Genomic DNA, 26,362 nt, shown 5'->3' with positions numbered 1-26,362 from the left:
CCGCCAGCCAGGCCAGACCCGCCCCCGCTCAAAGCTCTCCGAATTTCTCCTCCAGATAATCCAGCAACGGACCTGCCGTGGGCTGCGCGCCGCCACAGGCGCGCGCGATCACCTCGGCGGGGGCGAACCGCCCGCCATGCACCTGCACCTGCGCGCGCAGCCACGTTGTCACCCCGCCCAGATCGCCGCGCGACAGATGTACCTCCAGATCCGGCACCGCCCCGCGCATCGCCTGGTAAAGACAGCCGGCATAGACATTGCCCAGGCTGTAGGTCGGGAAATAGCCGAAGAGGCCGACCGACCAATGCACATCCTGCAACACGCCGTTGGCCGCCCGATCCACCGCATAGCCGAAATCCGACCTGAACCGGTCATTCCACGCGGCCTCCAGATCATCCGTCGACAGATCGCCCGCGATCAGCGCCGTTTCCAGATCGAACCGCAGATTGATATGCAGGTTATATTGCACCTCATCCGCCTCGGTGCGGATGAACCCGCGATGCACCCGGTTGACCGCGCGGTAGAAGGTGTCGGCGTCATCCACCCCGAAATCGCCGAACGCCTCGCGCATCCGGCCAAAGAGCCAGCCGGTGAACGCCCGGCTGCGCCCCAGCTGGTTCTCGTAGATGCGGCTCTGGCTTTCATGCACGCCCATCGACACGCCCTGCCCCAGCGGCGTGAGGCGATAATCCGGGTCGATGCCCTGCTCGTAACAGGCGTGGCCGACCTCGTGGATCGTCGAATAGAGGCAGTTGAATGGATCCTGCTCGCTCACCCGCGTGGTGATCCGCACATCGTCGCCGCTGCCCGAACTGAACGGATGCACCGCCATGTCGAGCCGCCCGCGCGCGAAATCATAGCCGAACCGGCGCGCCAATTCGCGCGACAGGCGCAGTTGCGCCTGCTCGTCGAAATGCGCGTCCAGCGCGGGCCAGTCGCGCTCCAGCGCCCGGGCGCGCAGATCGACCAGCCGGGGCCGCATCTCCGAAAACATCGCGTCGAGCCGCGCCGCCGTCATCTCAGGCTCGAAATCATCAATCAGCGCATCATAGAGGTCGCGCCCGCGCGCCACGGCGGCGGCCTCTTCGCGTTTCAATCGGATCACCTCGGCCAGCACCGGCGCAAAGGCCGCGTAATCATCCGCCGCCCGCGCCTCGGCCCATTGCCCCTGCGCTCGGCTGGTCAGGCGCGCGAGCGCCACCGCCAGATCGCCGGGCACCAGCGTGGCGCGGTCATAGTCGCGGCGGATATGGCGCAGCTGCGCGCGGGCCACCTCGTCCGTCGCCTCCGCCTCCGCTTCGGCCAGCAGATCGCCGCGGCGGGGATCACAGCGCCGCGCGTGCAACACCGCCTGCATCGTGCCTGTCTCCTCGGCGCGTTGCTCGGCGGCGCCGCGCGGCATCATGGTTTCCTGATCCCATGCCAGCCGCCCGGCCACCTGTGCCAGCGCCTGCGTATCGCGCTCCAGCGCCATCAGATCATCATAGGCCGTCATGCCGTCCTCCCCCGGATCGATGTGGCGCGCGGATACTGGCTCAGGAACCGCGCCCGCAGGATCAGCACCCAGAGCACCACCGCCACGAATTGATGCGCGATGGCCAGATGCCACGGCGCGACATAAAGCACCGTCATGATCCCGAGGCTCATCTGCAACAGCAGCACCGCGAACATCGCGGTGAACGCGCCGCGCGTCACCTGATGCGCAGAGCGCCGCCCGCGCAGCCAGACCACCACGGCAAAGGCCAGCAGCAGATAGCCGCTGACCCGGTGGATGAACTGCACCGTGCCGGGGTTCTCGAAGAAATTGCGCCACCACGGCGCAAGGTCCATCATGTCGGGCGGCAGAAGGCCCCCGGCCATCAGCGGCCAGTCGGTATAGCTGCGGCCTGCGTCGATGCCCGCCACCAGCGCGCCCAGAAGGATTTGCAGAAAGGCAAAATGCATGAGCCCGGTGGAAAGGCCGAACAGCCTGCCCTCCCGCGCCCGCCGCGCCTGCATCAATTCCCGCTCCTCACGGCCAAGCGCAAAGACATACCAGGCAATCAGCCCGAGAATGACAAAGGCCAGCCCCAGATGCGTGGCCAGCCGATAGGACGCCACCGCGATCATTCCGTCGCCCAGCCCCGAGGACACCATCCACCAGCCGATTGCGCCCTGAGCCCCGCCCAGCGCGCCAAGGCCAAGAAGACGCCCGATCCAGCCCTTGGGAATCTGCCGCGCCAGCAGAAAGCCGAAAAAGCCCAGCGCCCAGACCAGCCCGATGACCCGGCCCAATTGGCGATGGCCCCATTCCCACCAATAGATCACCTTGAACTCGGCCAAACTCATGCCCTTGTTCATGATCTCGTATTGTGGGATGGCGCGATACTTGTCGAATTCCTCTTGCCAGACCGCCTCCGACATCGGCGGCAGCGCCCCGGTCACCGGCTTCCACTCGGTGATCGACAGCCCGCTATCCGTGAGCCGGGTGAGCCCGCCCACAGCGATCATCACCACCACCAGCGCAAAGAGGATCATCAGCCACAGCCGAATGCCGCGCCGCGCGCCGCGCCTTCGCGCGTCGATCATGCCGCCCTTGGGGGCCTGCTTGGGCGTCTCGGTGCCGCCCACCTCTTCGAAAATACTGCGTTTCCCGCTCATGTCCCGCCTTTCCGGTTCCGACCGCCCGACAGCTTAGGTCGCGGACCCCGCCGCTTCAACCGCGCTCCTTCCAGCGGACCATCTGCCGCAACACGCCGTGCAGCATCTGCACATCGGCGCGGGTCAGCGGCATCCGGCTCCAGAGGTTGCGCAGGTTGACCTTCATGCTTTCGGCCTTGTGCGCGGGGAAAAAGAACCCCGCCTCGCCCAGCCGCTCCTCGTAATGCTCCGCCAGCTTGTCGATCTCGATCTGTTCCGCCCAGTCGGATTTGGCCATGTCCATGCGCTCATGCACCACCTCGCCCGCGGCGCGCTGCCATTCATAAGCGGTCAGAAGCACGCATTGCGCAAGGTTGAGACTGGCAAATTCGGGGTTCACCGGCACGTTGATGATCGCATTGGCCCGCGCGATATCGTCATTCTCCAGCCCGGCACGTTCGGGGCCGAAAAGCACGGCCACCTTCTGCCCCTCGGCGATCTTTTCGGCGGCCAGCGCCATCGCGCGTTCGGGGCTGAAGACCGGCTTGGTCAGCCCCCGCGCCCGCGCCGTGGTGGCAAAGACATAGGCGCAATCGGCCACGCCCTCTGCCGTCGTCTCGACCAGCAGCGCCTCGTCCAGCAGCCGCCCGGCCCCGCTCGCCATCGCCACGGCCCTGGGGTTGGGCCAGCCATCGCGCGGCGCCACGATGCGCATCCGGTCAAGGCCGAAATTCCACATCGCCCGCGCCGCAGCCCCGATGTTCTCGCCCATCTGCGGGCGCACGAGCACGAAGGCAGGCTGCGGTCGGTCAGTCGGCATCGGTTCTCTCTTTTATCGGATCGGCGGCGCGCCGGGTTTAGGACAGGGCCGCGGAACTGAAAAGCCCCTGGCGTTCACCGTTCTGAAAATACTCATGCGCACCCCAAGCAAAAGGGCGCGCGCCCCGTTCGGTCGCACGCCCTTTGCCATTCGATCACATTGCGGCTTATTCCGCCGCTTCCGCCGGGCCGCCGGACGTGGCATCCTTGGCCTCGCCGCCCTGCGCCTGATCCTCGCCACCCTCGGGTTTGGCGGGTTTCTTGGCGCGCGGCTTGCGTGGGCGTTTCTGCGGCGCGGGCTTGTCCTGGCTCTCCGGCGTCTCGACCAGACCGCTCTCGCTGTCGCTGTCGATCACGTCAGGCTGCACGCTGCGGGCCGGATCAGCAGGCTGCCTGTGCGTGTCATGGCCGCCAGTGTCGCCGTCGTCGCGGGTCTGGCCATCGTCACGCCCGCCCTGCGGACGCTCGCCACGGTCACGGTCGCGATCACCCTGTCGGTCGCGGTTCTGCCGTTCCTGCTCCTCGCGGCGCGCATCCTGTTCCTTCTGCGCCTCGCCCAGCATGCGCAGATAGTGCTCGGCATGCTGCTGGAAATTCTCGGTGGCGACCCGGTCGCCCGACACTTGCGCGTCGCGGGCGAGCTGATTGTATTTCTCGATGATTTGCTGCGGCGTGCCGCGCACCTTGCCCTCGGGCCCGGAGCTGTCGAAGACCCGGTTGACGATATTCCCGACCGAGCGGTTGCGGCTCGGCTTGTTCCGCGAACGTGACTTGGATGATCTCATGTTTTTGCAGTCCAGCCTTGTGGTCAATGCGTCGCTTGATCCGAACTGGCGCGTCCTTGCGCCGAAATCTGCCGGATCGGACATGTATTGGCTTGGCACCAAGCGGGACCGCCCTTACCGGGCATCCGCCGTCTTGATACCCTCCACTAAACACGCCGGACCGCGCCGCACAAGAGGAAAGCGCGATTTTTATTCACTTTGCGCGGATTTTGGTGGCCAGATCGCGCAAATCACCCCGAAATCCCCGGCCACCTGCCCAGAACGACGCGCTCGCGCCCATCGAGATCGGGCAGCACGCCCACCTCGGCAAAGCCCGCCGCGCAAAGGATATCGCGCACCTGCGCACCCTGCTGCCAGCCGATTTCCATCGCGATACGGCCACCGGGGCGCAGATGCGCTCCGGCCCCCGCTGCGATCCTCCGGTAGGCCGAAAGCCCGTCCGCGCCATCGGTGAGCGCGGCTTGGGGGTCATGACCGCGCACCTCGGGGCTGAGATCCGCCATCTCCGCCGCCGCGATATAGGGCGGGTTCGACACGATCAGGTCAAACCCACCAGTGACCTGCGCGAACCAGTCAGAGCGGCAAAGATCGAGCCGCGCACCCACCCCGTGCCGCGCCGCGTTGCGCCCCGCCACCTCAAGCGCCGCCGCGCTGATATCGGTGGCCACGCCCTGCGCTACGGGCCATTCCGCCAGCAGCGTCACCGCGATGATCCCGCTGCCGGTGCCGAGATCGAGCAGCCGCGCCGGTACCGGGCCGCGCAGCGCCTCGGCGATCAGGCATTCGGTTTCCGGGCGCGGGTCGAGCACATCTGCCGTCACCTCAAAGCTGCGCCCCCAGAACGCGCGCCGCCCGATGATCTTCGCCACCGGCTCGCGCGCCATACGCCGTGCGATCATCGCGTCGAACCGTGCCGCTGCCACCGCATCGAGATCATCGCCCAGATGCAAGGTCAGCCGGTCGCGCGGCACCTGCATCGCCGCGGCCAGCAATACGCGCGCATCACCGGGCGCGCCCTCGATCCTCGCCGCCTGCAAGGCCCGCGTGGCCGCGACAAGGGCCGCCTGTGCGCTCACGTCATCTCGGCCAGCAGCGTGGCCTGCGCATCCGCCGTCAGCGCGTCGATCACCTCGTCGAGATCGCCCTGCATCACCTGATCGAGCTTGTAGAGCGTCAGGTTGATGCGGTGGTCGGTCATCCGGCCTTGCGGGAAATTATACGTGCGGATGCGCTCCGAGCGGTCGCCGCTGCCCACCTGCGCGGCACGGCTGGCCGAGCGTTCGCCGTCGACCCGGCTGCGCTCCATGTCAAAGAGCCGCGATTTCAGCACGTCCATCGCAATCTCGCGGTTGCGGTGCTGCGATTTCTGGCTGCTGGTGACCACCAGCCCGGTGGGAATATGGGTGATCCTCACCGCCGAATCGGTGGTGTTCACATGCTGCCCGCCCGCACCGGAGGAGCGCATCGTGTCGATGCGCAGATCGTTCGGGTCGATCTGGATATCGACATCCTCGGCCTCGGGCAGAACCGCGACGGTGGCAGCCGAGGTGTGGATGCGCCCGCCGCTCTCGGTCTCGGGCACGCGCTGCACACGGTGGACGCCGGATTCGAACTTGAGCCGGGCAAAGACACCCTCGCCGCCCACCCGCGCCACAAGTTCGCGCAGCCCCCCCAACTCGCTCCACTGCTCCTCGATCACCTCGAAGGACCAGCCCTGCGCCTCGGCATAGCGGTGATACATGCGCATCAGGTCGGCGGCGAAAAGCGCGGCTTCCTCACCCCCGGTGCCGGGGCGGATTTCCAGGATCGCGGCGCGGCTGTCGGCCTTGTCGCGCGGCAAAAGCGCCAGTTGCAGCGCCGCCTCCATCTCCGGCAGACGCGCCTCCAGCTCCGCGATCTCGGCCTGCGCCAGATCGCACAGGTCCGGATCATCCAGCAATCCCCGCGCCGCCTCGATATCCCACAGGGCCTGCCGATAGGCGCGGATTTCCTCGACCACCGGGCGCAACTCGGCATATTCGCGGCCCAGCTGCGCGATATCGCCGCCGCCCTGCGTCATCCGCGCCTCGATATATTCGAAACGCTGCACGATCTCGTTCAGTCTGTCCAATGGCACCATGGGGTTGATCCTCTGTCCCATCCTTGTGACTTGGTCAAGGGCGCAAAGCTGTGGTAAACAGGTGGCATGAGACTGCTCTTGCCCCTCCTGTTCGCGGCCACGCCCGCGCTTTCGGATGCCACCATCGGCGGCAAGACGGTGGAATGCTACTGCACCGACACCCAGGGCGCGCGCGTCGAGATGGGCGAGATGATCTGCCTGCGGGTCGATGGCCGGATGTTCATGGCCAAATGCGCGATGTCGCTCAACGTGCCGATCTGGCGCAAGGTCAGCGATGGCTGCCTGTCATCCAGCCTGAGCGAGCCGTTCGAGCCAGCGCTCGATACGGGCGGCATTCACGCCCAGATCTGACTTGCCAAAGCGCAGACGCCCGTAGATGTCCAGCATGTCGTCACTCTGCCGCACCGTGGTGTAATCGGGAAAGCCGAAGACGCGGCTGCGGGTCACGTAGGTGATCATGCCCTGATCCAGACTGCCCGCCAGAACGCGCGTGCGCGGCGTGTCGCGGATGATCGCATCCAGCGCGGCCAGATCGCCCTCGACCCGCCGCATCGCGCCGCCCTCCAGATCGCGATCGGTCACGCTCTCGGGCATCTGGTGCCAGCGCGCCGGGTCCGACGGCGCGAGCCGGATGAAGCCCAGCGCAGCCACGATCAGTACCAGCACAAGTCCGATGGCGAGCTTCATCCGGTCCCCCGATCCCGGCCCGCGTCCGGCTCAGCCCGCACGCTGCCCGTCCACCGTTTCGGCCAGCGCCTCGGCACGCGCGGCGATCTCGGCCAGGGTTTCGGTCACGTCCTGCGGCACCACCGGCACTTCCACACGTTCGGCCTCGGGGGCGGGAGCATTGCGCAACTGGTCCAGCTCCGCCTCGCGCTCGGCCAGCCTGTCCTCGGCCTCGCGCAGCTTGTCCTGCAAACCGGCGGTCTTGTCGGCCAGCATCAGCCCCGCCATCAGCAACATCCGCGCCTCGGGAATGCGCCCGATCTGCGCGGCAAGCACTCCGGCTTCCTCGTCCAGCATCCGCGCGGCGGAGTGCAGGTAATGCTCTTCGCCCTCCTGACAGGCGACATCAAAGCTGCGCCCGCCGATCTCGATCTTCACCTCGGGCATCAGGCGTCCTCCGTCTCGGTTGCGGTGTCGTCCCCGGCCTCGGCGATGACCTGGCCCAGCTCGGCCAGCACCGCCTCGACCTCGTCACGGTCGGCGGCGCGCACGGCGCGCAAGCCCTCCAACTCGGCCAGCATCGACTTGTTGATCAGATGCGGCTCGACCGCGCCTGCCTGATGCGCCTCGCGCAGGGCCTGGTTGTTGTCGCGCAACTGCTGGTTCGCCTTGCGCAGCGATTGCAGATCGGCATCGAGCCTGCGCAGATTGTCGGCCTGCGCGCCGCGCGCCGCCTCCAGCTCCGCGTCGCGGGCCGCAAGCCGCTCGTGCAACGAGCACACCCGCTCTTCCAGCTGGGCGTTGGCAAGCTTCTCGTCCTCGAGATCCTGACGCAGCTTGACCACCTCGGCCGGGTCGCCCGCCGCCTCGCGCCCCTCGAGACCCTTGGTGATCCGGTCCAGCGCGGCGGTGATCCGCGCCTGCAACTCGTCTATCTGGCTCATCTCCTCGACCCCTCACGTCTCTTGGCCCGTTTGCCACACGAATCGCATACCGGACCGGTTTTGTTCAAGTCTAGCCAAAACTGCGGGGAAATGCGCGCCCTTTGGCGCAAGACCCCCCGTCAGACGCCCGTGAACAGGCGGCGCGCGCTTGAACTTCTGCGCCGGGCTGATATGCAGCGACCATCTGTTGCCACTTCCAAAGGATGCTCGCCCCGTGGATATCGCCGCCCTGCGCTCTGCCAACCCCGATCACTGGATGAAGGCCACCGCCATCCGCGCGCTGACCCTCGACGCCGTCGCCGCCGCCAATTCCGGCCATTCCGGCATGCCCATGGGCATGGCCGATGTCGCCACCGTGCTCTTTGAAAAGCATCTCAAGTTCGACCCCGCCAACCCCGACTGGCCGGACCGTGACCGCTTCATCCTGTCGGCGGGCCACGGCTCGATGCTGCTCTATTCGCTGCTCTACCTCACCGGCTACGAGGACATGACGCTCGATCAGATCCGCAATTTCCGGCAATGGGGATCGAAAACCGCAGGCCACCCGGAATACGGCCATGCCAAGGGGATCGAGACCACCACCGGCCCGCTCGGGCAGGGGCTCGCCAATTCGGTCGGCTTCGCCATCGCCGAAGAGGCCCTGCGCGCGCGCTTCGGCAAGCAACTGATGGATCACCACACCTATGTGATCGCCGGTGACGGCTGCCTGATGGAGGGCGTGAGCCAGGAGGCGATCAGCCTGGCCGGGCGTCAGGGTCTGGGCAAGCTCGTGGTGCTGTGGGACAACAACAGCATCACCATCGACGGCGCCGTCGATCTGGCCGACCGCACCGATCAGGTGAAACGCTTCCGCGCCAGCGGCTGGCACGTGCAGGAAATCGACGGCCACGACCCGGCGGCGATCGACGCCGCATTGACCGAGGCCAAGCGCACGCGCAAGCCCTCGATGATCGCCTGCAAGACGCATATCGCATTGGGCCACGCCGCGCAGGACACCTCCAAGGGGCACGGCGCGCTGACCGATGCGGATCAGCTCAAGGCGGCGAAAGAGGCCTATGGCTGGCAACACGGCGCCTTCGACATCCCGGCAGATGTGAAATCCGCATGGGAGGTCATCGGCAAGCGCGGTGCGGAGGCGCATGCCGACTGGCAGGCGCGGCTCGGCGAGGCATCGGCGCAGCGTCAGGCCGAGATCGAGCGGATCTTTTCCCGCGACGTGCCGTCGAAACTCTCGGCCCGGATCAAGGCGCTGAAAAAGCAGATCAGCGAAGAAGCCCCCAAGGTCGCCACCCGCAAGTCGAGCGAGATGGTGCTCGAGGTGGTCAACCCGATCATGCCCGAGACCATCGGCGGCTCGGCGGATCTGTCGGGCTCCAACAACACCCGCTCGGGCGACATGACCGTCTTTGACGAGGGCAACCGCAAGGGCCGCTACCTCCATTACGGCATCCGCGAACATGGCATGGCGGCGGCGATGAACGGCATGGTGCTGCATGGCGGCATCCGCCCCTATGGCGGCACCTTCATGTGCTTCACCGATTACGCCCGCCCCTCGATGCGCCTCGCCGCGCTGATGAAGATCCCCACCGTGTTCGTCATGACCCATGACAGCATCGGCCTGGGCGAGGATGGCCCGACCCACCAGCCAATCGAGCATCTGGCGATTTCGCGCGCCACCCCCAACACCTGGGTGTTCCGCCCCTGCGATACGGTCGAGACTGCCGAGGCGTGGGAACTGGCGCTGAATTCCAGGGAAACACCCTCGGTCCTGTCGCTGACCCGTCAGGGCCTGCCGACCCTGCGCCGCGAGCACAAGGCCAAGAATCTCACGGCCCAAGGCGCCTATGTTCTGGCCGAGGCGGAAGGAAAACGTCAGGCGATCCTGCTGGCCACCGGCTCGGAGGTCGCCATCGCCATGGCCGCCCGCGACATCCTGCAAGAGGCCGGGATCGGCACGCGCGTCGTCTCCATGCCCTGCTGGGAACTCTTCGAGGAACAGGACGAGAGCTATCGCCGCCGTGTCCTGCCCGCAGGCCCGGTGCGCGTCGCGGTCGAGGCGGCGATCCGCTTCGGCTGGGATCGCTGGCTCTACGGCGAGCGTGGCAAACGTGAAAAAGGCGAATTCGTCGGCATGCACGATTTCGGCGCCTCCGCCCCCGCCGAGGTGCTTTACGAGCAGTTCGGCATCACGGCGCAGGCCGTGGCCGACAAGGTCAAGGCGCTGCTCTGACCCGCAGGCCGGGCCATGGCTCCCACGCTGCATGCTCCACGACAAAGGCCCCCGCGAGGGGGCCTTTGTCAGTAAATGATGCACACTTGAGTTGAGCGAAACCCCTTGCCCGTGCAAGGCGATGTCGAGCTAAGGCTCCCGAAGACATTTTCGGGAGCCTTTGCAGGTTGATGTCGGCTATGTGGGACTGAGCGGACGTTCGGTCCGCTCTGAACGAATATCCGGCGTTCGCATGTTTGAAAGGCATTTTGCATTGTAAAACAATGACGTTAAATACGATAATCATTCAACCTGCCCACTGGTTCAATTTGTGGATCGAAAAATTATGTCCGATAGAGTAACAAAGTTTTCTGAAGAGCTTGAGGGGTTAATCACCGAGGGTGAACTCCTCTGCCTGTCATTAGAATATGTCTATTACCCGCAGGAGGTTCATGACGTTTACCTTAAGCAATTTGATGGAGATGAGCAGCAGGTTACAAAACTTCTTGAGTCTCTCCCGTCGTTTCTGTCTTCCTATCAAAGTTGGTACTCAAAGGCCCAAGCGGTTATAAAACAAGTCCTCCCTGACAGACTCGCCGACTTTAACTCGCACTTTGAGTACCCGCGCGCTCGCAAGACAATCAGTTACGAAAATTATATGATCAAGGATTGCCTTCAGGACCTGCGTGTGACCAAGCCGACGGGCGCAATAGTTAATGGAGCAGCGGCAATTCCAGAATTCCGACAGCAGTTGTACATGGCAAAAGCAGCAAGAGACGCATTGACTTCGAAGCTGCTGGACCTAACGGCAGTATTACAGGCAGACTTGTTTGATACAGAGATCGAGGCGGCGGCCAGCTTGGGCAAGGCCGGGCATCTACGCGCAGCTGGTGCGATCTGCGGTGTAGTTATCGAGAAGCATCTTCATCATGCATGTGACATGCACAGCATCGTAATACGCAAGAAAAACCCTGGGATCTCAGACATCAACGAACTCCTGAAAGGCGCCGGGATCATCACAGTGCCGCAATGGCGGTTTATTCAGCACCTTGGCGACATTCGGAACATCTGCGACCATGCCAAAGGCCGAGAACCTACCAAAGAAGAGATCGAAGACTTAGTTGCCGGAACTGCGAAGGTTCTGAAAACGATATACTGATTTCCACGTTTGGATTAGGGCGAGGTCTTCTGGATGTTTGTGGACATAAGCCTAGGAGCATGAACTTTCGCTGTCACGGATCAGGTGACCCTCCGCTGTGGCCTCGAACCAGACATCGAACCCCGCCCCCCCGTATCGCCCACCTGCACCATTTACTGCCAAGGGCTGCCCCCGAGAGGCGGCCGTTTCGCGTCCTGGATCACCGGACGCGCAATCTTTATCCTTGCACGAATCCCGTGTCAGGATTATCCGCAAAGATGCTTCGGTCCGGAAATGCAGATTTCCGGTGAAAAGGGAATACGGTGCGATCCTCGCCTTGGATCAATTCCGTAACTGCCCCCGCAACTGTAAGCGGCGAGCGATACCGGCATATGCCACTGTCACCCCATGTGACGGGAAGGCCCGGTAGAGCAACGACCCGCGAGTCAGGAGACCTGCCGAGGTGATCACCCTATCCGGGCGCGGGGCGCGCCGTGGATAACGGTCTATTCCGTAGTGGTGGCGCTTCACCGTCTGCGGAGGGGCCATGTCCTTTCCAATGACTTCGCAGCTTGGAACACCGATGCCGGAGACCGGTATTGAGGGACAGTAAATGACATATCTCAGAACCACCGCCCTTTGCGCGCTCTGCGCGCTCTGCACCGCCCCCGCCCTTGCGCAGGACGCCTTCGATCTCGACACGATCACCGTGTCGGGCAGCCTCACCCCCCAGGAACTCGCCCGCACCGGCGCCTCGGTCGAGGTCATCGACGGGCGCGAGGCCGAGACCTCCGACACCGCGCTCACCAACCGGCTCGACCGGCTGCCGGGCGTCAATTCGACCAGCAACGGCCCGCTCGGGAGCTCGTCCTCGATCCAGCTGCGCGGGCTGCCCGCGCGCTATGTCGGGGTGCGGATCAACGGCATCGACATGTCCGATCCGTCGGGCACGCAGAACCAGTTCAATTTCGGCGGCCTCACCGGCGCGAGCCTTGGGCGGATCGAGGTGCTCAAGGGCTCGCAATCGGCGCTCTACGGCTCCGAGGCGATCGGCGGGGTGGTCGATATCACCACTTGGCGACCCGACCGCGACGGCCTGTCGGGCGAGGTGCGCGCCGAGGCGGGCGCCTTCGACACCAAGACCGGCGCGCTCAGCCTCGGCTATCGCGGCGCACGCGGCGAGGTGGCGCTGAGCTACAACCGTGTCGACAGCGACGGATTCTCGGCCCGCGCGGGCGACCCCGAGGATGACGGGTTTACGCAGGACATGCTCACGCTCTCGGGCGAATTCGACGCGACCGACGCGCTCACAGTCGGCGGCACCGTGATCTACCGCGACGGCGAGGCCGATTTCGATCCCAGCCTGACCGCGACGGCAGGCCAGATCCAGACCGAGGAACTGGGCCTGCGCGGCTTTGCCCGGCTGCGCACCGGCCCGGTCAGCCACGAGCTGTCCTATGCCTATTTCGACATCGACCGGCGCGACACCTCGCCCGGCGCCTTCACCCCGCGTTTTACCGGCGAGCGCGACGAGATCAGCTATCTCGGCACCCTCGAAGTGGGCCGCGCGGGCAGCCTGACCGGCGGGCTGGAATATACCGAGGAACGCTTTACCGCGCAGCCGACGCGCGGCACCAACGACAATCTCGCCGTGACGGCGGAATGGCTTTTGCCCGCAACCGATACGCTCGATATCTCGCTGGCGCTGCGCCATGACGAGGACGGCGATTTCGGCGGCAAGCTCACGGGGCGCGCCGCCGCCGTCTGGCGGCCCGCCGAGGGCTGGGCGCTGCGCGCCGTCGCAGGCACCGGCTTTCGCGCGCCCTCGCTCTTCGAGCGGTTCAGCGCCTTCGGCGATCCGACGCTCAAGCCCGAGGACAGCGAAAGCTTCGAGATCGGTGTCGAGCGCAGCTTCGCCAATGCCCGGATCGAGGCCACGCTGTTTCACATCACCGTCGACGATCTGATCGACTTCGACCCGGGCGCGACCGCCTGCGGCTCGGGTTTCGGCTGTTTCGGGCAGGTGCCGGGCGAGACCACCTCCAAGGGGCTCGAACTCGCGGGCGAGGCCGATATCAACGCCTTTCTCACCGTCTTCGGCAACTATACCTATACCCGCGCGCGCAATGGCGGTCAGCAACTCACCCGCACGCCCAAGCATGACGCCGTCATCGGGCTCGATGCCGACCTGACCGACCGCCTGTCGGGCGGCTTCGATGTCCGTCACGTGGCCGGTGTGACCCCGAGCGCCTTTGCGCCCGCGAACAACAAGGTGGGCGACTATACCCTTGTGGGCGCCGGGCTGAGCCACGCGATCACCGACAGCGCCACCGCCTATATCCGCATCGAGAACCTCTTTGACGAGGATTACGAGACGGCGGGCGGGTTCAACACCGCCGGGCGTTCGGCCTTCGTGGGGCTGCGTGCGTCTTTCTAGGCTCATATCGCTTGGCGTGGCCCTCGCCTTTGCGGGGGCCGTGACCGCAACCGAGGCCGGGGCTGACCCGGCCCCGCGCCGGGTCGTGTCGATCAACCTGTGCACCGATCAGCTGGCGATGCTGCTGGCCGCCCCCGGTCAGCTTGTCTCGGTTTCCGATCTGGCCGCCGATCCGCACAGTTCCGCCATGGCCGGTGCCGCGCGCGGCTATCCGGTCAATGAGGGCCGCGCCGAAGAGGTCTATCTGCTGGCCCCCGACCTGGTTGTCGCCGGGGCCTACACCGATCCCGCGACGGTGCAGATGCTGCGCCGCGTCGGGCTTCGGGTGGAACAGTTCGACACCGCCAAGTCGCTGACCGACACCCGCGACCGCATCGCGCAGATGGCCCGCGCTCTGGGGCGCGAGGAGGAGGGCGCGGCGCTGATCGCCCGCTTTGACGCACGTCTGGCCGCGCTTGAGGCCGAGGCTGGCCCCCGCCCGCGCGCCGCGCTCTACCATCCCAATGGCTACACGCTCGGCGGCGGTACGCTGGCCGATGACATCCTGCGCGCCGCAGGCTTTCGCAATCTCGCCGCAGAGCTTGGCCATCGCGGCGGCGGCACGCTGCCGCTGGAACAGCTGGTCATGGCAGCCCCCGATCTGTTGATCAGTGCCGCCCCCCTGCCCGGTGCCTCGCGCTCCGAGGCGGTGCTGGGCCATCCCGCGCTCGAGGCGCTGCGCAAGGGGCGCGCCGGGCTGCGCATCACCTCGCCCGACTGGATCTGCGGCACGCCGCATGTGCTGAACGCGGTCGAGCGCCTGACCGACGCGCGCCGCGCAATGCCGGAGGGCGGGCAATGAGCCGCCTTGCCCTCGCCCTCTCGGCCCTCGTCGCGGTGCTCTTCGCGGCCTCGCTCACCACCGGGCCGTCGGAGACCTCCGCCCTCTCGGACCTCTCGGCGCTGATTCTCGGCGGTGACGGCCCCCTGCCGCTGGTGATGCGCGAAATCCGCCTGCCGCGTGCGCTTCTGGGCCTGATGATCGGCGCAAGCCTCGGCCTCGCCGGGGCCGCGATGCAGGGCTACCTGCGCAACCCGCTGGCCGAGCCGGGCCTCATCGGCGTGTCGGGCTCCGCCGCGCTCGGCGCGGTGATCGCCATCCATACCGGGCTTGCCGCCGCCTTCACCCTCGGCCTGCCGCTGGCGGCGCTTGCGGGCGCGGGCACCGGCGTCTTGCTGGTGCTGATGCTGGCCGGGCCGCGCGGCGCGTCGATCACGCTCATTCTCGCGGGCATCGCCATTTCGGCGCTCGCCGCCGCGCTCACCTCGCTGGTGCTCAACCTGTCGCCCAATCCCTATGCGGCCTCGGAAATCGTGTTCTGGATGATGGGCTCGCTCGCCGACCGCTCGATGACGCATGTCTGGCTGGCGCTGCCGCTGATGGCGCTCGGCTGGGTCGGGCTTGCGACCCTCGGGCGCGGGCTCGATGCGCTGACATTGGGCGAGGACGCGGCAGAGGCCATGGGCATCCGCCTCACCCGCCTGCGCCTGACGCTGGTGGTCGGCACCGCCTGCGTGGTGGGCGCGGCGACCGCCGTGGCGGGCGCCATCGGCTTTGTCGGCCTCGTGGTGCCGCATCTGCTGCGCCCGCTGGTGGGCGCACGGCCCTCGCGGCTGCTCTGGGCCTCGGCGCTTGGCGGGGCGGCGATGGTGCTCGCCGCCGATCTCGCCGTGCGGCTGGTCCTGCCCGAGCGCGACCTGAAATTGGGCGTGCTCACAGCCCTCGTCGGCGCACCGCTCTTCCTGCACCTGATCTACAAGACACGGGCGGAGATGGCATGACCCTGCTCAGCGTCGATAGCCTCTCGGTGCGGCTGCGCGCGCGTCCGGTCCTGAGCGATGTCAGCTTCCGCGTCGGGCCACGCGAATGCGTCGGCCTCATTGGCCCCAACGGTGCGGGCAAGACGACGCTCTTGCGCGCGATCCTCGGGCTTGTGCCACATAGCGGGCAGAGCAGCCTTGCCACCCTCACGCCCCGCGACCGTGGCCGCGCCGCCGCCTGGATGCCGCAGGCACGCGATATCGCCTGGCCGGTCAGCGTCGAGACGCTGGTCGCCTTGGGCCGCACCCCGCACCTGTCCGGGCTGCAGGGCATCAGCGCGGCCGACCGCGCCCATGTCGATGCGGCCCTCACCACGATGGGGCTCGACGCCCTGCGCCACCGCACCGCCACCCGTCTTTCGGGCGGCGAACAGGCGATGATGCTGATCGCGCGGGCGCTGGCACAGGACACCCCGCTCCTGATGGCCGACGAGCCGATCGCGGGGCTTGATCCGGCCAATCAAATCTCCACGATGGAGGTCTTTGCCGGGCTGGCAGAGGCAGGCCGCGCCGTCATCGTCTCGATCCACGATCTGGGGCTGGCCGCGCGCCATTGCACCCGGCTCATTCTGCTGGGCGAGGGCGGCATTGCCGCCGACGGCCCCCCCGATGCCGTTTTGACACCCGACAACCTTGCGCGCATCTTCCATGTCTCGGCGCATTACGCGCACACGCCGCAGGGCCCCGTCTTTCAACCGCTCGAGGTGACCCGATGAGCCGCCTGCACCTGGATCGCCCGTGGCTGTCGCTCGATCTGGGCCGCGACATGCCGGTGCTCAGCTGGGCGGTGAACCGCCCCGGTCGGGTGCGGACGCGGCGCATCCTGTGGCGCGAGGTGCGCAATGCCGACCTGCCCGAGGATCTCGATGTCGAGGCTTGGCTCGACCGTGACCTTGCCGCGCGGCAGGCCCGCGATGCGGTCTGCTTCCTCACCTCCTGCGATATCGGCACCTATTGCGAGGCGCGCGCCACGGCGGGTGCCGTCACCGCCCGCGCCGTGGCCACCGTCGGCCTGTCGAATGCCGAGCGCGTGGGCCGCCGCCTGCCCCCTGCCGCGCATGGCTGGGGCACGATCAACATCGCGGTGACGCTGGAGACCGGCCTGACCGACGCCGCCCGGCTCGAGGCGATGAGCATCGCCACGCAGGCCCGCACCGTCGCCATCGCCGAGACCGGGCTGCGCCTTGCCACCGGCATCGCCACCGGCACCGGCACCGATTGCATCGCCATCGCCGCACCCGAAGGCCCGACGCGCTACGCAGGCCTGCACACCGAGGCGGGCGAGGCGGTGGGCCGCGCCGTGCTTGACGCGGTGCGCCAGGGCGCGCAGGCATGGACCCGACCGGCACAGGAGGCGCAGCATGGATAGCACCGCGCTCATCGGATTTCTGGATCGCGGCGGCCCGGCGCTCTGGGTGATCGCGGCGCTCTCGGTGCTGACCTTGGCGCTGATCCTGTGGAAGATCTGGCGGCTCTTGCTGACCGGCGCGTGGTCCGGGGCGGTGACCGACCGCGCGGTGGCCCTCTGGCAGCACGGGCAGGGCGCCGAGGCCACGGCCCTCCTGCGTCCGCGCCGCAGCTTGCGCGCGCGCCTGGCCCTCGCCGCGATGGAGGCGGCCACGGCCCCGCATTGGGGCGAGCGCGAAGCGCGTGAGGACACCACCCGCATCGCCAAATCGCTGCTGAACGAGGCACGCTCCGGCCTGCGCGCGCTCGAACTCATCGCCACCATCGCGCCGCTCGTGGGCCTCCTGGGCACGGTCTTGGGCATGATTGCCGCCTTTCAGGCGTTGCAGGACAGCGGCAACAGCGCCGATCCCTCGATCCTCGCCGGCGGCATATGGGAGGCGCTGCTGACCACGGCCGCAGGCATGGCGGTGGCGATCCCCGCCTCGATGGCGCTGACATGGTTCGAAAGCGTCGCCGACCACGTGCAGGCCGATATGGAAGACGCGGCCACCCGCATCTTCACCACCCCGCGCAATGGGGGCCAGCCATGATGAGCTTCGGCCAGCCCCGCGCGCCCCGCCGCCCCAGCCTCACGCCGATGATCGACGTGGTGTTCCTGCTGTTGGTGTTCTTCATGCTGGCCGCACGTTTCGGCCACGACATGACGCTGCCCTTGTCCACCGGCGGCAGCGGCAACGCCACCTATGACGGCCCGCCCCGCCTGATCGGCATCGCGGCGGAGGGGCTCACGCTCAACGGAACCCCCGTGACGCTCGACACCCTGCCCGCCACCCTCGTCCCGCTGATGGACGACACCGGAGACGCCGTTGTGCTGCGCCCCGAAGCAGGCGCCGACCTGCAATCGCTGATCGCCGTGACCGACGCCTTGCGCGCCGCCGGGCTCACGCGACTGATCGTGGTGGAGTAGGCCCATGGACTTCGCCACCCCCAGACGCCGCCGCCCCTCCGAGGCCATCGTGCCAATGATCAACGTGGTCTTTCTGCTGCTGATCTTCTTCCTGATGAGCGCGCAGATCACCCCGCCCGCGCCTTTCGACGTGACCCTGCCCGAAAGTGCCAGCGACAACGCGGCCCGGCCCGCCGACACGCTCTATATGGATGCGCAGGGGCGGCTCGCCTTCAACGCCGCACGCGGCGAGGCGGTCTATGACGCGATTGCGGCCCGCGCCGTGCCTGACACCCCCCTTCAAATCCGCGCCGATGCGCGGCTCGAGGCGCAGGCGCTTACGCGGCTGCTGCCGGAACTCGCGGCACGCGGCATCGCCGAGATCGAACTCCTGACGGGGGCGCCATGATCCGCGGTCTGGAATTCACCGGCTTCCTCGCGCTTGCCGCCGCCGTGCATGCCGGGGTCTGGACCGCCGCCCCCGGAGGCCACAGCGGCGCGGGCGGCGCGCAAGGCAGCGAAAGCGTCACGCTCGAGGCATCAAGCGCGCAGATGGCCGCGCTGGTCGAGGCCTGGCAGCGCCCGGTCGAGATGATGCAGCAGGCGGTACAGCCCGCGCCGCCGATGCGCCCCGACGCAACCCCGGCCGCGCAGCACCCCGACCCCGCACCCCGGACGGCGGCCACGCCCACGGCGCCGCAAATGGCCGCCCCCGCCCCGGACCTGCCACAGGTCGAGGCCGCCCCCCCGCCGCTGCCCAGGCCAGAGCTCAGCGACCGCGCGCCCCGCAGACAAGCGCCCGAAACGCAGGCAGATGCACCGCGCCCGGCGCGCACCGATGACCGCGCACCCACGCGCCCCGAGGTGACAGCCCGGCTCACCCCCCCCACGTCGACCGACGCCCCGCCCGTCGCCGACACCAGCCCCGCCCTGCCCCGCGTCCGCCCTGTGGCGCGGCCCGAGCGCGCGAACCCGAGCCGGCAGCCCGCGCAATCGAGCGCCGCCCGCCCCAGGGAAGTGGCGCGCGGCACGGGCGGGCAAACGGCGGGCGGCACGGCCAACTCTGCGCCCTCCGCGACCCTTGATCACGCCACCCGCACCAGCCTCATGGCCCAGTGGGGCGGCGGCATCCGAGCCCGCATCGAGCGGCAGAAACGCTATCCGCGCGGCACCCGCGCAAGCGGCACGGTACATCTGACGCTCACTGTCTCGGGCGCGGGGCAACTCCTTGCGGCGAAGGTGCGGCAATCCTCGGGCGACCGCGCGCTCGACGCGGCGGCGCTTCAGGCGGTGCAGCGCGCCCGCCTGCCCTCGAAACCCACGCAATTGCCCGGCGAGAGCCACGCCTTCAACCTGCCGGTGGCGTTCCGCAGATAAGGCAGACCGAGCGACCGGCGCATCCCCGCGCCCGTGGCCCCCTGGTGCCCGCGGCCGGACTCGAACCGGCACGGCCTTTCGGCCTGGAGATTTTAAGTCTCCTGTGTCTACCATTCCACCACGCGGGCAAGGGGCGGCGTCGGACGCGCGCGGACCATATCCGCTTTGTCCGGGGTGTAAAGCCAAAGCGGCGCGTCAGATATCGTCTTCCAGCGCCTCAAGCCCCGGCAGCAGATGCCGCTCGACCAGCCACGGGTTGAGGTCGAGTGCACGGCGCAGGATCAGCGCCGCCTCGCCCGGGCGCTGCAACGCCACAAGTGTCAGCGCCTGCCCGGTCATCGCCGCGATATGGCGCGGTGACAATTCCAGCGCTCGTTCCAGATCCGGCAGCGCCGCCGCATAATCCTGACGGATGAAATTGACGAAGGCGCGCTGATTGTAGCCCTCGGCATAGTCCGGGCAGTAGGCAATGAGCGCATCGAACGCATCCACGGCACCGGCGAAATCATAGGCCTCGCGCCGCGTCATGCCCTCGTCGAGCAGGTCCTGCGCACGCGCGTCCGGGGCATCGGCCCAATATTTCCACATCTCGTTTGAAATACGCCGCGCGCTGCGCTCGTCCTCGGCTTCCTGCACCTGCTCAATCAAACCAGCGATGGCCGCGCGGTGATCGGGCGGCGCGGGGCAACTCTCGGCAAGGGCCGGTCCAGCCATCAGAGCAAAGGCGGTCAGGGCAAATCTCATCCGTCCTATAATGACGCAGACGGCGCGCAGGTCAAATCACGTCCGACAGCGCGTTTTCCTTCACCGCCTGCATCGCCACATAGGTCGAGGTATTGGCCAGATGCGGCAGGCCCGAAATATGCTCGGCCAGAACCCGGCGGTAATCGGCCATGCTCTGCGTGCGGATCTTCAGCAGATAGTCGAAATTCCCGGCGATGAGATGCACCTGCTCGATCTCGGGCACCTTGCAGACGGCGGCGTTGAACTCGGCCAAGGCTGCCTCGCGCGTGTCATGCAGCCGCACCTCGACGAAACTGACGTGATCCAGCCCCAGCCGGATCGGATCGAAAAGCGCGCGGTAGCCGGTGATCACCCCGTCCCGCTCCAGCCGCCGCAGCCGCGCCTGCGTAGGCGATTTCGACAGGCCGATCGCCTTGGCCAGATCGGTGACACTGATCCGCCCGTCCCCCGCCAGAGCCCGCAGAATCGCCCGGTCGAACCGGTCAAGATCAAGCTGTTCACTTTGATCCACTTCTCTCTCCAATTCGATGCGACTGGCCTCTGTTTGAACTCTAATCGGGAAAAGTCACTTACACAATGATGGTAGCATCACCCAACCACTCATGGGGGAGCAACCATGCCATATGATACCGATATCCGCCGCGCCATCGACCTTGGCACCTATGCCGACGAAGCCGAGACGCTGGCCCGCCTGACCGAGATCGCCGCCCTCTCGCCCGAGGACCGCGCGCGCATCTGCACCCGTGCCGCGCAATTGGTGCGCGACATTCGCCGCCGCTCCGATACCGGGCTGATGGAGGTGTTTCTGGCCGAATACGGCCTCTCGACCGACGAGGGTATCGCGCTGATGTGCCTGGCCGAGGCGCTCTTGCGGGTGCCCGATGCCGACACGATCGACGCGCTGATCGAGGACAAGATCGCGCCCTCGGACTGGGGCAAGCATATGGGCCATTCGACCTCGCCGCTGGTCAACGCCTCGACCTGGGCCTTGATGCTGACCGGCAAGGTGCTCAAGGACGAACACCCCGGCCCGGTCGGCCATCTGCGCGGCGCCATAAAACGTTTGGGCGAGCCGGTGATCCGCACCGCCGTGGGCCGCGCGATGAAGGAAATGGGCCGTCAGTTCGTGCTGGGTGAGACCATTCAGGCCGCGATGGACCGCGCGGCGGGGATGGAGAAGAAGGGCTACTCCTATTCCTACGACATGCTGGGCGAGGCCGCGCGCACCGATGCCGACGCCACCCGCTATCACCTCAGCTATTCCCGCGCGATCAGCGCCATCGCCAATGCCTGCACCAACAAGGACATCCGCGACAATCCCGGCATTTCCGTGAAACTCTCGGCGCTGCATCCGCGCTACGAGGTGGCACAGCGCGACGAGGTGATGAACATCCTCGTGCCGCGCCTGCGCTCACTCGCCCTGCTTGCGAAATCCGCCAAGATGGGCCTCAACATCGACGCCGAGGAGGCCGACCGCCTCGCGCTCTCGCTCGACGTGATCGAGAGCGTGCTCTCGGAGCCTGCGCTGGCCGGTTGGGACGGGTTCGGCGTGGTGGTGCAGGCCTACGGGCAACGCGCCGCCCATGTGCTCGACCACCTGCACGATCTGGCCACAAAACTCGACCGCCGGATCATGGTGCGGCTCGTGAAGGGCGCCTATTGGGACACCGAGATCAAGCGCGCGCAGGTCGAAGGCGTCGACGGCTTCCCGGTCTTCACCTCCAAACCCGCGACCGATATCAGCTACATCGCCAACGCGCGCAAGCTCTTGGCGATGACCGACCGCATCTATCCGCAATTCGCCACCCACAACGCCCACACGGCGGCGGCGATCCTCGACATGGCGACGGATAAATCCACCTTCGAGTTCCAGCGCCTGCACGGCATGGGCGAGGCGCTGCATGACATCATCCTGAAATCCGAGGGCACGCGCTGCCGCATCTACGCCCCCGTCGGCGCGCATCGCGATCTGCTGGCCTATCTGGTGCGCCGCCTGCTCGAGAACGGGGCCAATTCCAGCTTCGTCAACCAGATCGTGGATGAGGATGTGGCCCCCGAAACCGTCGCGCGCGACCCGTTCGAGGCGGTGAATGATCCCACCCCGCACCTGCCGACCGGGCCGGACCTGTTCCAGCCCGAACGGCCCAATTCGCGCGGGTTCGATCTGACCCATCAGCCGACGCTCGACGCCATCGAGGCGGCGCGCGCGCCCTATGCCTCGCACCAATGGGAGGCCGCGCCGCTGCTCGCGGGCAAGGCGCAGCCCGAGACGCCCGAGCGCGTCGAGAACCCCGCCGATCCCGCCGACAGCCCCGGCACCGTCGCCTGGGCCTCGGCGGCGGATATCGAAACGGCGCTCGCAGCGGCCAAGCCGTGGCAGGCCACGGCAACCGAGCGCGCCAAGATCCTCAACAAAGTGGCCGATCTCTACGAGGAAAACTACGGCGAGGTTTTCGCGATCCTGCACCGCGAGGCCGGGAAATCCATCCCCGACGCTGTGGCGGAACTGCGCGAGGCGGTGGATTTCCTGCGCTACTACGCAGCCAATGCGCCAGAGGGCGCACCCATCGGCACCTTCACCTGCATCAGCCCCTGGAACTTCCCGCTCGCCATCTTCACCGGCCAGATCGCGGCGGCTTTGGCCGCAGGCAACGCGGTCCTGTCGAAACCCGCCGAGCAGACCCCGCTCATCGCGCATCTGGCCGTGCGCCTGATGCACCGCGCGGGCGTGCCCGAGACGGCGTGCCAACTCCTGCCCGGCGCGGGACAGGTCGGTGCGGCGCTCACCTCTGACGCGCGCGTCGGCGGCGTGGCCTTTACCGGCTCGACCGACACCGCCCTGAAAATCCGTAGCGCAATGGTCAAGCACCTCACCCCCGGCGCGCCGCTCATCGCCGAGACAGGCGGGATGAACGCGATGATCGTCGACAGCACCGCCCTGCCCGAACAGGCGGTGCAGGCGATCGTCGAGAGCGCCTTCCAATCCGCCGGGCAACGCTGCTCGGCGCTGCGCTGTCTTTACGTGCAGGAGGACATCGCCGAGGGCTTTACCGAGATGCTCACCGGCGCGATGGACGCGCTGCATGTCGGCCACCCCTGGCACCTCTCGACCGATTGCGGCCCGGTGATCGACGAAGAGGCCCGCGCCGGGATTGCCGAACATATCCAGCAGGCCCGCGCCGACGGGCGGCTGTTGCACGTGCTCAAGACCCCGAATGCCGGGACATTCATCGCGCCCACGCTGATCAAGGTCGGCGGAATCGAGGATATCGAGCGTGAGATCTTCGGCCCGGTCCTGCATCTCGCCACCTTCAAGGCGCGCAACCTCGACAAGGTGATCGGTGCGATCAACGCCACCGGCTATGGCCTCACCTTCGGTCTGATGACCCGGATCGACGACCGCGTTCAACACGTGACCGAGGCAGTGCATGCGGGCAATATCTATGTCAACCGCAACCAGATCGGGGCCATCGTGGGCAGCCAGCCGTTTGGCGGCGAGGGCATGTCGGGCACCGGCCCCAAGGCGGGCGGGCCGCATTACCTGACACGGTTCTGCGCGCATCCCGCGCCTGTCGCGGGTGAGAAATGGGACGCGGCGATGCCCGTCGCCGCCGTGCAAAAGGCGCTCGACGCCGCCAACGCGGCACCGCGAAGCCCGCGGCAGGATCTCCTCCTGCCGGGCCCCACCGGGGAATCGAACCGGCTGACGACGCATCTGCGCCCCGCACTGCTCTGCCTCGGGCCGGGCAAGGAGGCGGCAGCGGCACAGGCGCGTGCCGTGCGCGATCTCGGCGGTGTCGCGGTCGAGGCATCGGGCCGCGTCGATCCGCACGCCCTCAAGACCATGGGCGGGCTCTCGGGGGCGCTCTGGTGGGGCGACGAGCGCGACGCCCGCGCCTATGCGCAGGCCCTCGCCGACCGCTCCGGACCGATCCTGCCGCTGATCACCGGGACGCCCGACACCGGCCACGCCCTGCTTGAACGCCACGTCTGCGTCGACACCACGGCGGCGGGCGGCAATGCGGCGCTGCTGGGGGGCATGTCCTGAAGGTGAGCGGACGCGGTTCGACACGAACAGGGCGGTGGCGCGGCAAATGGCCTGGAGCTGCCGTTTAACCTTGGTGCCAATGCGCGGAATCAAGGCGCGGCACGCGCCGCCGCGCAGCGTCCGACGGCCCCCGGTCGGGCGCTATTGCCACGTATCAAGTAATTGAAAACGCGGAAGTATTGGGCTGATATAAAGTGCCTTCCGGAAAGGGTGCCGCGCCCACCCGCGGTCGGGCACCGCACGGCTTAGCTCTATAACCGCCAAGGTCCACTCCAGGCCCTCCTCGCGCCCGACTTGCTAACTCTCCCGCTTTGGCTCCCCCGCCTCGCGCGCGACCTCCCCATTTGCTTCCAGTTGCGACAGAAGCATCGTCTGCAACTCTTCCTCCAGTTCCCGCGCGCGCTCCATATAGGCCGCGTTCTCCAGGGTCGGCGTATCGGGATCCCAGAGCGCGGCCAGTTCGCGCACCGATTGCCGGTCATGCTGATAAAAGGTCTTTTCGACCTCCGCCGCCTCGAAATCGGTCAGCCCCATGTTCTCCAGCACATAGCGCCCCGCCCGCAGCGAACTGTCGAAAAGCTCGCGCACGATGTCATTCGCGCCCGCCTGATAGAGCCGGAACACATGCGTCCGGTCGCGGGCGCGGGCGATGATATGCAGGTCGGGCCGCTCCCGGCGCGCGAACGATACCAGCCGAACGGCAGCATCCGGATTGTCGAGCGCCACCACAAGGATGCGCGCCTCCGCCAGCCCCGCCGCGTGCAAGAGATCCGGTCGTGTCGGATCACCAAAGAACCCCTTGACCCCAAAGCGCCGCATACTCTGGATCGCGGTCAGATCGTGGTCCAGCACCACCGTCTCGAACCCGCTCGAGCGCACCAGCCGGTTGACCACCTGCCCGAACCGCCCGATCCCCGCGATGATCACCGGCCCGGTGCTGTCGATCTCGTCGGCCTCGGGCATCTCGGCGCTGTCGGTCATGCGCTTGGACAGCCAGTCATAGAGGATGAACAGGAGCGGCGTGATCAGCATGGTGAGCGCGATCACCAGCAGCAGGATCTCGCCCATGCCGCGCGGCAACACATCCTGCTGATTGGAAAACGACACCAGCACGAAGCCGAATTCCCCCGCCTGCGCCAGCGACAGCGTGAATAGCCACAGATCGCGCCCGCGCAACGCAAAGATGCGCCCCAGCCCGTAGAGGATGACCCCCTTGACGACGATCAGCGCCACCGCCATGCCGACGATCATGACCGGCGCACCGAACAGCACCTCGAAATTGATCCCCGCCCCCACGGTGATGAAGAACAGCCCCAGGAGCAGCCCCTTGAACGGCGCAAGATCGCTCTCCAGCTCGTGCCGGAATTCGCTGTTGGCCAGCACCACACCCGCAAGGAACGCGCCCAGCGCAGGCGACAGCCCGACCAGCATCATCAGGAACGAGATGCCCACCACGATCAGCAACGCCAGCGCGGTATACATCTCGCGCAGCCGCGCGGCGTGAATGAACCGGAACACCGGCCGGGTGAGATAGACCCCCGTCAGAATGATCGCCGCCACCGCCGCGATGGTGACCAGCGTCGCGCCCCAGCCCGGCAGGCTGGCGATGAAACTTTGCGCGGCCTCATGCGGCGCGGCTGGGGTCTCGCCATGCGCCGCAGCGCTTTCGGTCCCGCGCATCAGCACACCGCCCAGCACCGCATCGGCGCCCTTGGGCAGCGCCAGCAGCGGCAGAAAGGCCAGCATCGGAATGACCGCGATATCCTGCGTCAGCAATACCGAGAAGGACGACCGCCCGCCGCCCATCTGCATCAGCCCCTTTTCCGACAGGGTCTGCAATACGATCGCGGTGGACGACAGCGCAAAGATCATCCCGATGGCGAGCGCCACGCTCCAGCCCTGCCCGAAATACATTGCCCCGCCCATCACCGCCAGCGTGGTCAGCGTGATCTGCAGGCCGCCCAGCCCCAGCAGCCGGTGGCGCATGTCCCACAGTGCGCGCGGCTCCAGCTCCAGCCCGATGAGAAACAACATCATCACCACGCCGAATTCCGCCACATGCTGCAACTCGGTGGTCTGATGCCCGCCGAACAGCCCGGCAATCGGCCCGATGACGATCCCGGCGGCGAGATATCCCAGAACCGAGCCAAACCCCAGACGCGAGGCGATCGGCACGGCGATCACCATCGCGGCAAGCAGGATCGTGGCTTGGAACAGGAAACCTTCCATCGGGGCCTACCG

Annotated in this window: 25 protein-coding genes, 1 tRNA gene and 1 riboswitch; of the genes, 13 read left to right on the top strand and 13 right to left on the bottom strand. The window is 67.1% G+C overall.

From position 1 onward, the window contains the following. Window positions 1-28 precede the first annotated feature (28 nt). The 6 genes from ACSSV4_RS14900 to prfA all read right to left on the bottom strand — a co-directional run bounded on the left by ACSSV4_RS14900 (window position 29) and on the right by prfA (window position 6,342). Window positions 29-1,495 (bottom strand): carboxypeptidase M32, encoded by a 1,467-nt coding sequence (locus ACSSV4_RS14900; RefSeq protein WP_454275921.1) that lies wholly within the window; start codon window positions 1,493-1,495, stop codon window positions 29-31. Further along, window positions 1,492-2,640 carry a heme A synthase gene (gene ctaA / locus ACSSV4_RS14895; RefSeq protein ID WP_454275920.1) on the bottom strand — a complete coding sequence of 383 codons (1,149 nt, stop codon included), beginning with the start codon at window positions 2,638-2,640 and terminating at the stop codon, window positions 1,492-1,494. The genes ACSSV4_RS14900 and ctaA overlap by 4 nt, the downstream gene beginning before the upstream one ends. Before the next feature lie 55 nt (window positions 2,641-2,695). Beyond that, window positions 2,696-3,439 carry an RNA methyltransferase gene (locus tag ACSSV4_RS14890; protein WP_454275919.1) on the bottom strand — a complete coding sequence of 248 codons (744 nt, stop codon included), beginning with the start codon at window positions 3,437-3,439 and terminating at the stop codon, window positions 2,696-2,698. A 166-nt stretch (window positions 3,440-3,605) separates the two neighbouring features. Further along, window positions 3,606-4,223, bottom strand: a complete 618-nt coding sequence (locus tag ACSSV4_RS14885; protein ID WP_454275918.1) for a DUF4167 domain-containing protein — start codon at window positions 4,221-4,223, stop codon at window positions 3,606-3,608. 230 nt (window positions 4,224-4,453) lie between these two features. Beyond that, window positions 4,454-5,299: a peptide chain release factor N(5)-glutamine methyltransferase gene (prmC, locus tag ACSSV4_RS14880; protein ID WP_454275917.1), complete on the bottom strand. Its 846-nt coding sequence runs from the start codon at window positions 5,297-5,299 to the stop codon at window positions 4,454-4,456. Then, window positions 5,296-6,342 carry a peptide chain release factor 1 gene (gene prfA, locus ACSSV4_RS14875; protein ID WP_454275916.1) on the bottom strand — a complete coding sequence of 349 codons (1,047 nt, stop codon included), beginning with the start codon at window positions 6,340-6,342 and terminating at the stop codon, window positions 5,296-5,298. The genes prmC and prfA overlap by 4 nt, the downstream gene beginning before the upstream one ends. 66 nt (window positions 6,343-6,408) lie before the next feature. Here prfA and ACSSV4_RS14870 point away from each other — a divergent pair, with 66 nt between their 5' ends. Further along, the gene (locus tag ACSSV4_RS14870) at window positions 6,409-6,693 is read left to right on the top strand and encodes a hypothetical protein (RefSeq protein WP_454275915.1); all 285 of its coding nucleotides are present in this window, start codon (window positions 6,409-6,411) and stop codon (window positions 6,691-6,693) included. Here the strand turns inward: ACSSV4_RS14870 and ACSSV4_RS14865 are convergent. Genes ACSSV4_RS14865 through ACSSV4_RS14855 form a run of 3 tightly spaced genes read right to left on the bottom strand, consistent with a single transcriptional unit; the run spans window position 6,628 to window position 7,952 of the window. Then, complete coding sequence (locus ACSSV4_RS14865) at window positions 6,628-7,029, bottom strand: DUF1499 domain-containing protein (protein ID WP_454275914.1); 402 nt, start codon at window positions 7,027-7,029, stop codon at window positions 6,628-6,630. The two genes, ACSSV4_RS14870 and ACSSV4_RS14865, sit on opposite strands and share 66 nt — an antisense overlap. Before the next feature lie 30 nt (window positions 7,030-7,059). Then, window positions 7,060-7,455 carry a cell division protein ZapA gene (locus ACSSV4_RS14860; RefSeq protein ID WP_454275913.1) on the bottom strand — a complete coding sequence of 132 codons (396 nt, stop codon included), beginning with the start codon at window positions 7,453-7,455 and terminating at the stop codon, window positions 7,060-7,062. Beyond that, on the bottom strand, window positions 7,455-7,952 hold the full coding sequence (locus tag ACSSV4_RS14855) for a hypothetical protein (protein ID WP_454275912.1): 498 nt from the start codon (window positions 7,950-7,952) through the stop codon (window positions 7,455-7,457). The genes ACSSV4_RS14860 and ACSSV4_RS14855 overlap by 1 nt, the downstream gene beginning before the upstream one ends. A 214-nt stretch (window positions 7,953-8,166) precedes the next feature. Between ACSSV4_RS14855 and tkt the strand changes: the two genes are divergently transcribed. From tkt to ACSSV4_RS14800, 11 genes are all read left to right on the top strand, one after another. Further along, window positions 8,167-10,182, top strand: coding sequence for a transketolase (gene tkt, locus ACSSV4_RS14850; protein WP_454275911.1), 2,016 nt, complete (start codon window positions 8,167-8,169; stop codon window positions 10,180-10,182). Window positions 10,183-10,507: 325 nt separating this feature from the next. Beyond that, a complete protein-coding gene (locus tag ACSSV4_RS14845) occupies window positions 10,508-11,320 on the top strand; it encodes a hypothetical protein (protein WP_454275910.1) in 813 nt (270 codons plus the stop codon). 247 nt (window positions 11,321-11,567) lie between these two features. Further along, a riboswitch (cobalamin riboswitch) is annotated at window positions 11,568-11,776 on the top strand. Window positions 11,777-11,912: 136 nt separating this feature from the next. Further along, the gene (locus ACSSV4_RS14840) at window positions 11,913-13,736 is read left to right on the top strand and encodes a TonB-dependent receptor plug domain-containing protein (RefSeq protein ID WP_454275909.1); all 1,824 of its coding nucleotides are present in this window, start codon (window positions 11,913-11,915) and stop codon (window positions 13,734-13,736) included. A 16-nt stretch (window positions 13,737-13,752) separates the two neighbouring features. Then, window positions 13,753-14,577: an ABC transporter substrate-binding protein gene (locus ACSSV4_RS14835; protein WP_454275908.1), complete on the top strand. Its 825-nt coding sequence runs from the start codon at window positions 13,753-13,755 to the stop codon at window positions 14,575-14,577. Continuing rightward, window positions 14,574-15,557: a FecCD family ABC transporter permease gene (locus ACSSV4_RS14830; RefSeq protein ID WP_454275907.1), complete on the top strand. Its 984-nt coding sequence runs from the start codon at window positions 14,574-14,576 to the stop codon at window positions 15,555-15,557. The genes ACSSV4_RS14835 and ACSSV4_RS14830 overlap by 4 nt, the downstream gene beginning before the upstream one ends. Next, the gene (locus ACSSV4_RS14825; protein ID WP_454275906.1) at window positions 15,554-16,312 is read left to right on the top strand and encodes an ABC transporter ATP-binding protein; all 759 of its coding nucleotides are present in this window, start codon (window positions 15,554-15,556) and stop codon (window positions 16,310-16,312) included. Before ACSSV4_RS14830 ends, ACSSV4_RS14825 begins: the two co-directional genes overlap by 4 nt. After that, window positions 16,309-16,965, top strand: a complete 657-nt coding sequence (locus tag ACSSV4_RS14820) for an adenosylcobinamide amidohydrolase (protein WP_454275905.1) — start codon at window positions 16,309-16,311, stop codon at window positions 16,963-16,965. Before ACSSV4_RS14825 ends, ACSSV4_RS14820 begins: the two co-directional genes overlap by 4 nt. Further along, window positions 16,958-17,596 carry a MotA/TolQ/ExbB proton channel family protein gene (locus tag ACSSV4_RS14815; RefSeq protein ID WP_454275904.1) on the top strand — a complete coding sequence of 213 codons (639 nt, stop codon included), beginning with the start codon at window positions 16,958-16,960 and terminating at the stop codon, window positions 17,594-17,596. Before ACSSV4_RS14820 ends, ACSSV4_RS14815 begins: the two co-directional genes overlap by 8 nt. Next, entirely contained in the window at window positions 17,593-17,973 is a 381-nt protein-coding gene (locus tag ACSSV4_RS14810; protein ID WP_454275903.1) for an ExbD/TolR family protein, read from the top strand. The genes ACSSV4_RS14815 and ACSSV4_RS14810 overlap by 4 nt, the downstream gene beginning before the upstream one ends. A 4-nt stretch (window positions 17,974-17,977) precedes the next feature. Continuing rightward, window positions 17,978-18,361: an ExbD/TolR family protein gene (locus ACSSV4_RS14805; protein ID WP_454275902.1), complete on the top strand. Its 384-nt coding sequence runs from the start codon at window positions 17,978-17,980 to the stop codon at window positions 18,359-18,361. Further along, a complete protein-coding gene (locus tag ACSSV4_RS14800) occupies window positions 18,358-19,329 on the top strand; it encodes a TonB family protein (RefSeq protein ID WP_454275901.1) in 972 nt (323 codons plus the stop codon). Before ACSSV4_RS14805 ends, ACSSV4_RS14800 begins: the two co-directional genes overlap by 4 nt. Before the next feature lie 42 nt (window positions 19,330-19,371). On the opposite strand, the gene ACSSV4_RS14795 is transcribed toward ACSSV4_RS14800, so the two are convergent. The 3 genes from ACSSV4_RS14795 to ACSSV4_RS14785 form a co-directional block, all read right to left on the bottom strand. Further along, window positions 19,372-19,457: transfer RNA gene (locus ACSSV4_RS14795), tRNA-Leu, on the bottom strand. Between the two features lie 67 nt (window positions 19,458-19,524). Further along, window positions 19,525-20,073, bottom strand: coding sequence for a tetratricopeptide repeat protein (locus tag ACSSV4_RS14790; protein ID WP_454275900.1), 549 nt, complete (start codon window positions 20,071-20,073; stop codon window positions 19,525-19,527). A gap of 31 nt (window positions 20,074-20,104) precedes the next feature. Further along, entirely contained in the window at window positions 20,105-20,584 is a 480-nt protein-coding gene (locus ACSSV4_RS14785; RefSeq protein ID WP_454275899.1) for an Lrp/AsnC family transcriptional regulator, read from the bottom strand. A 105-nt stretch (window positions 20,585-20,689) separates the two neighbouring features. On the opposite strand from ACSSV4_RS14785, the gene putA reads away from it, so the two are divergent. Next, window positions 20,690-24,121, top strand: coding sequence for a bifunctional proline dehydrogenase/L-glutamate gamma-semialdehyde dehydrogenase PutA (gene putA / locus ACSSV4_RS14780; RefSeq protein WP_454275898.1), 3,432 nt, complete (start codon window positions 20,690-20,692; stop codon window positions 24,119-24,121). 297 nt (window positions 24,122-24,418) lie between these two features. Here the strand turns inward: putA and ACSSV4_RS14775 are convergent, their stop codons facing one another. Then, on the bottom strand, window positions 24,419-26,350 hold the full coding sequence (locus ACSSV4_RS14775; protein ID WP_454275897.1) for a cation:proton antiporter domain-containing protein: 1,932 nt from the start codon (window positions 26,348-26,350) through the stop codon (window positions 24,419-24,421). Between the last annotated feature and the right edge of the window lie 12 nt (window positions 26,351-26,362).

It is taken from the genome of Roseovarius sp. MBR-154 (genome assembly GCF_053628595.1).
The sequence above is the reverse complement of the archived record's forward strand: the minus strand, read 5'-3'. Positions and strand labels throughout refer to the sequence as shown.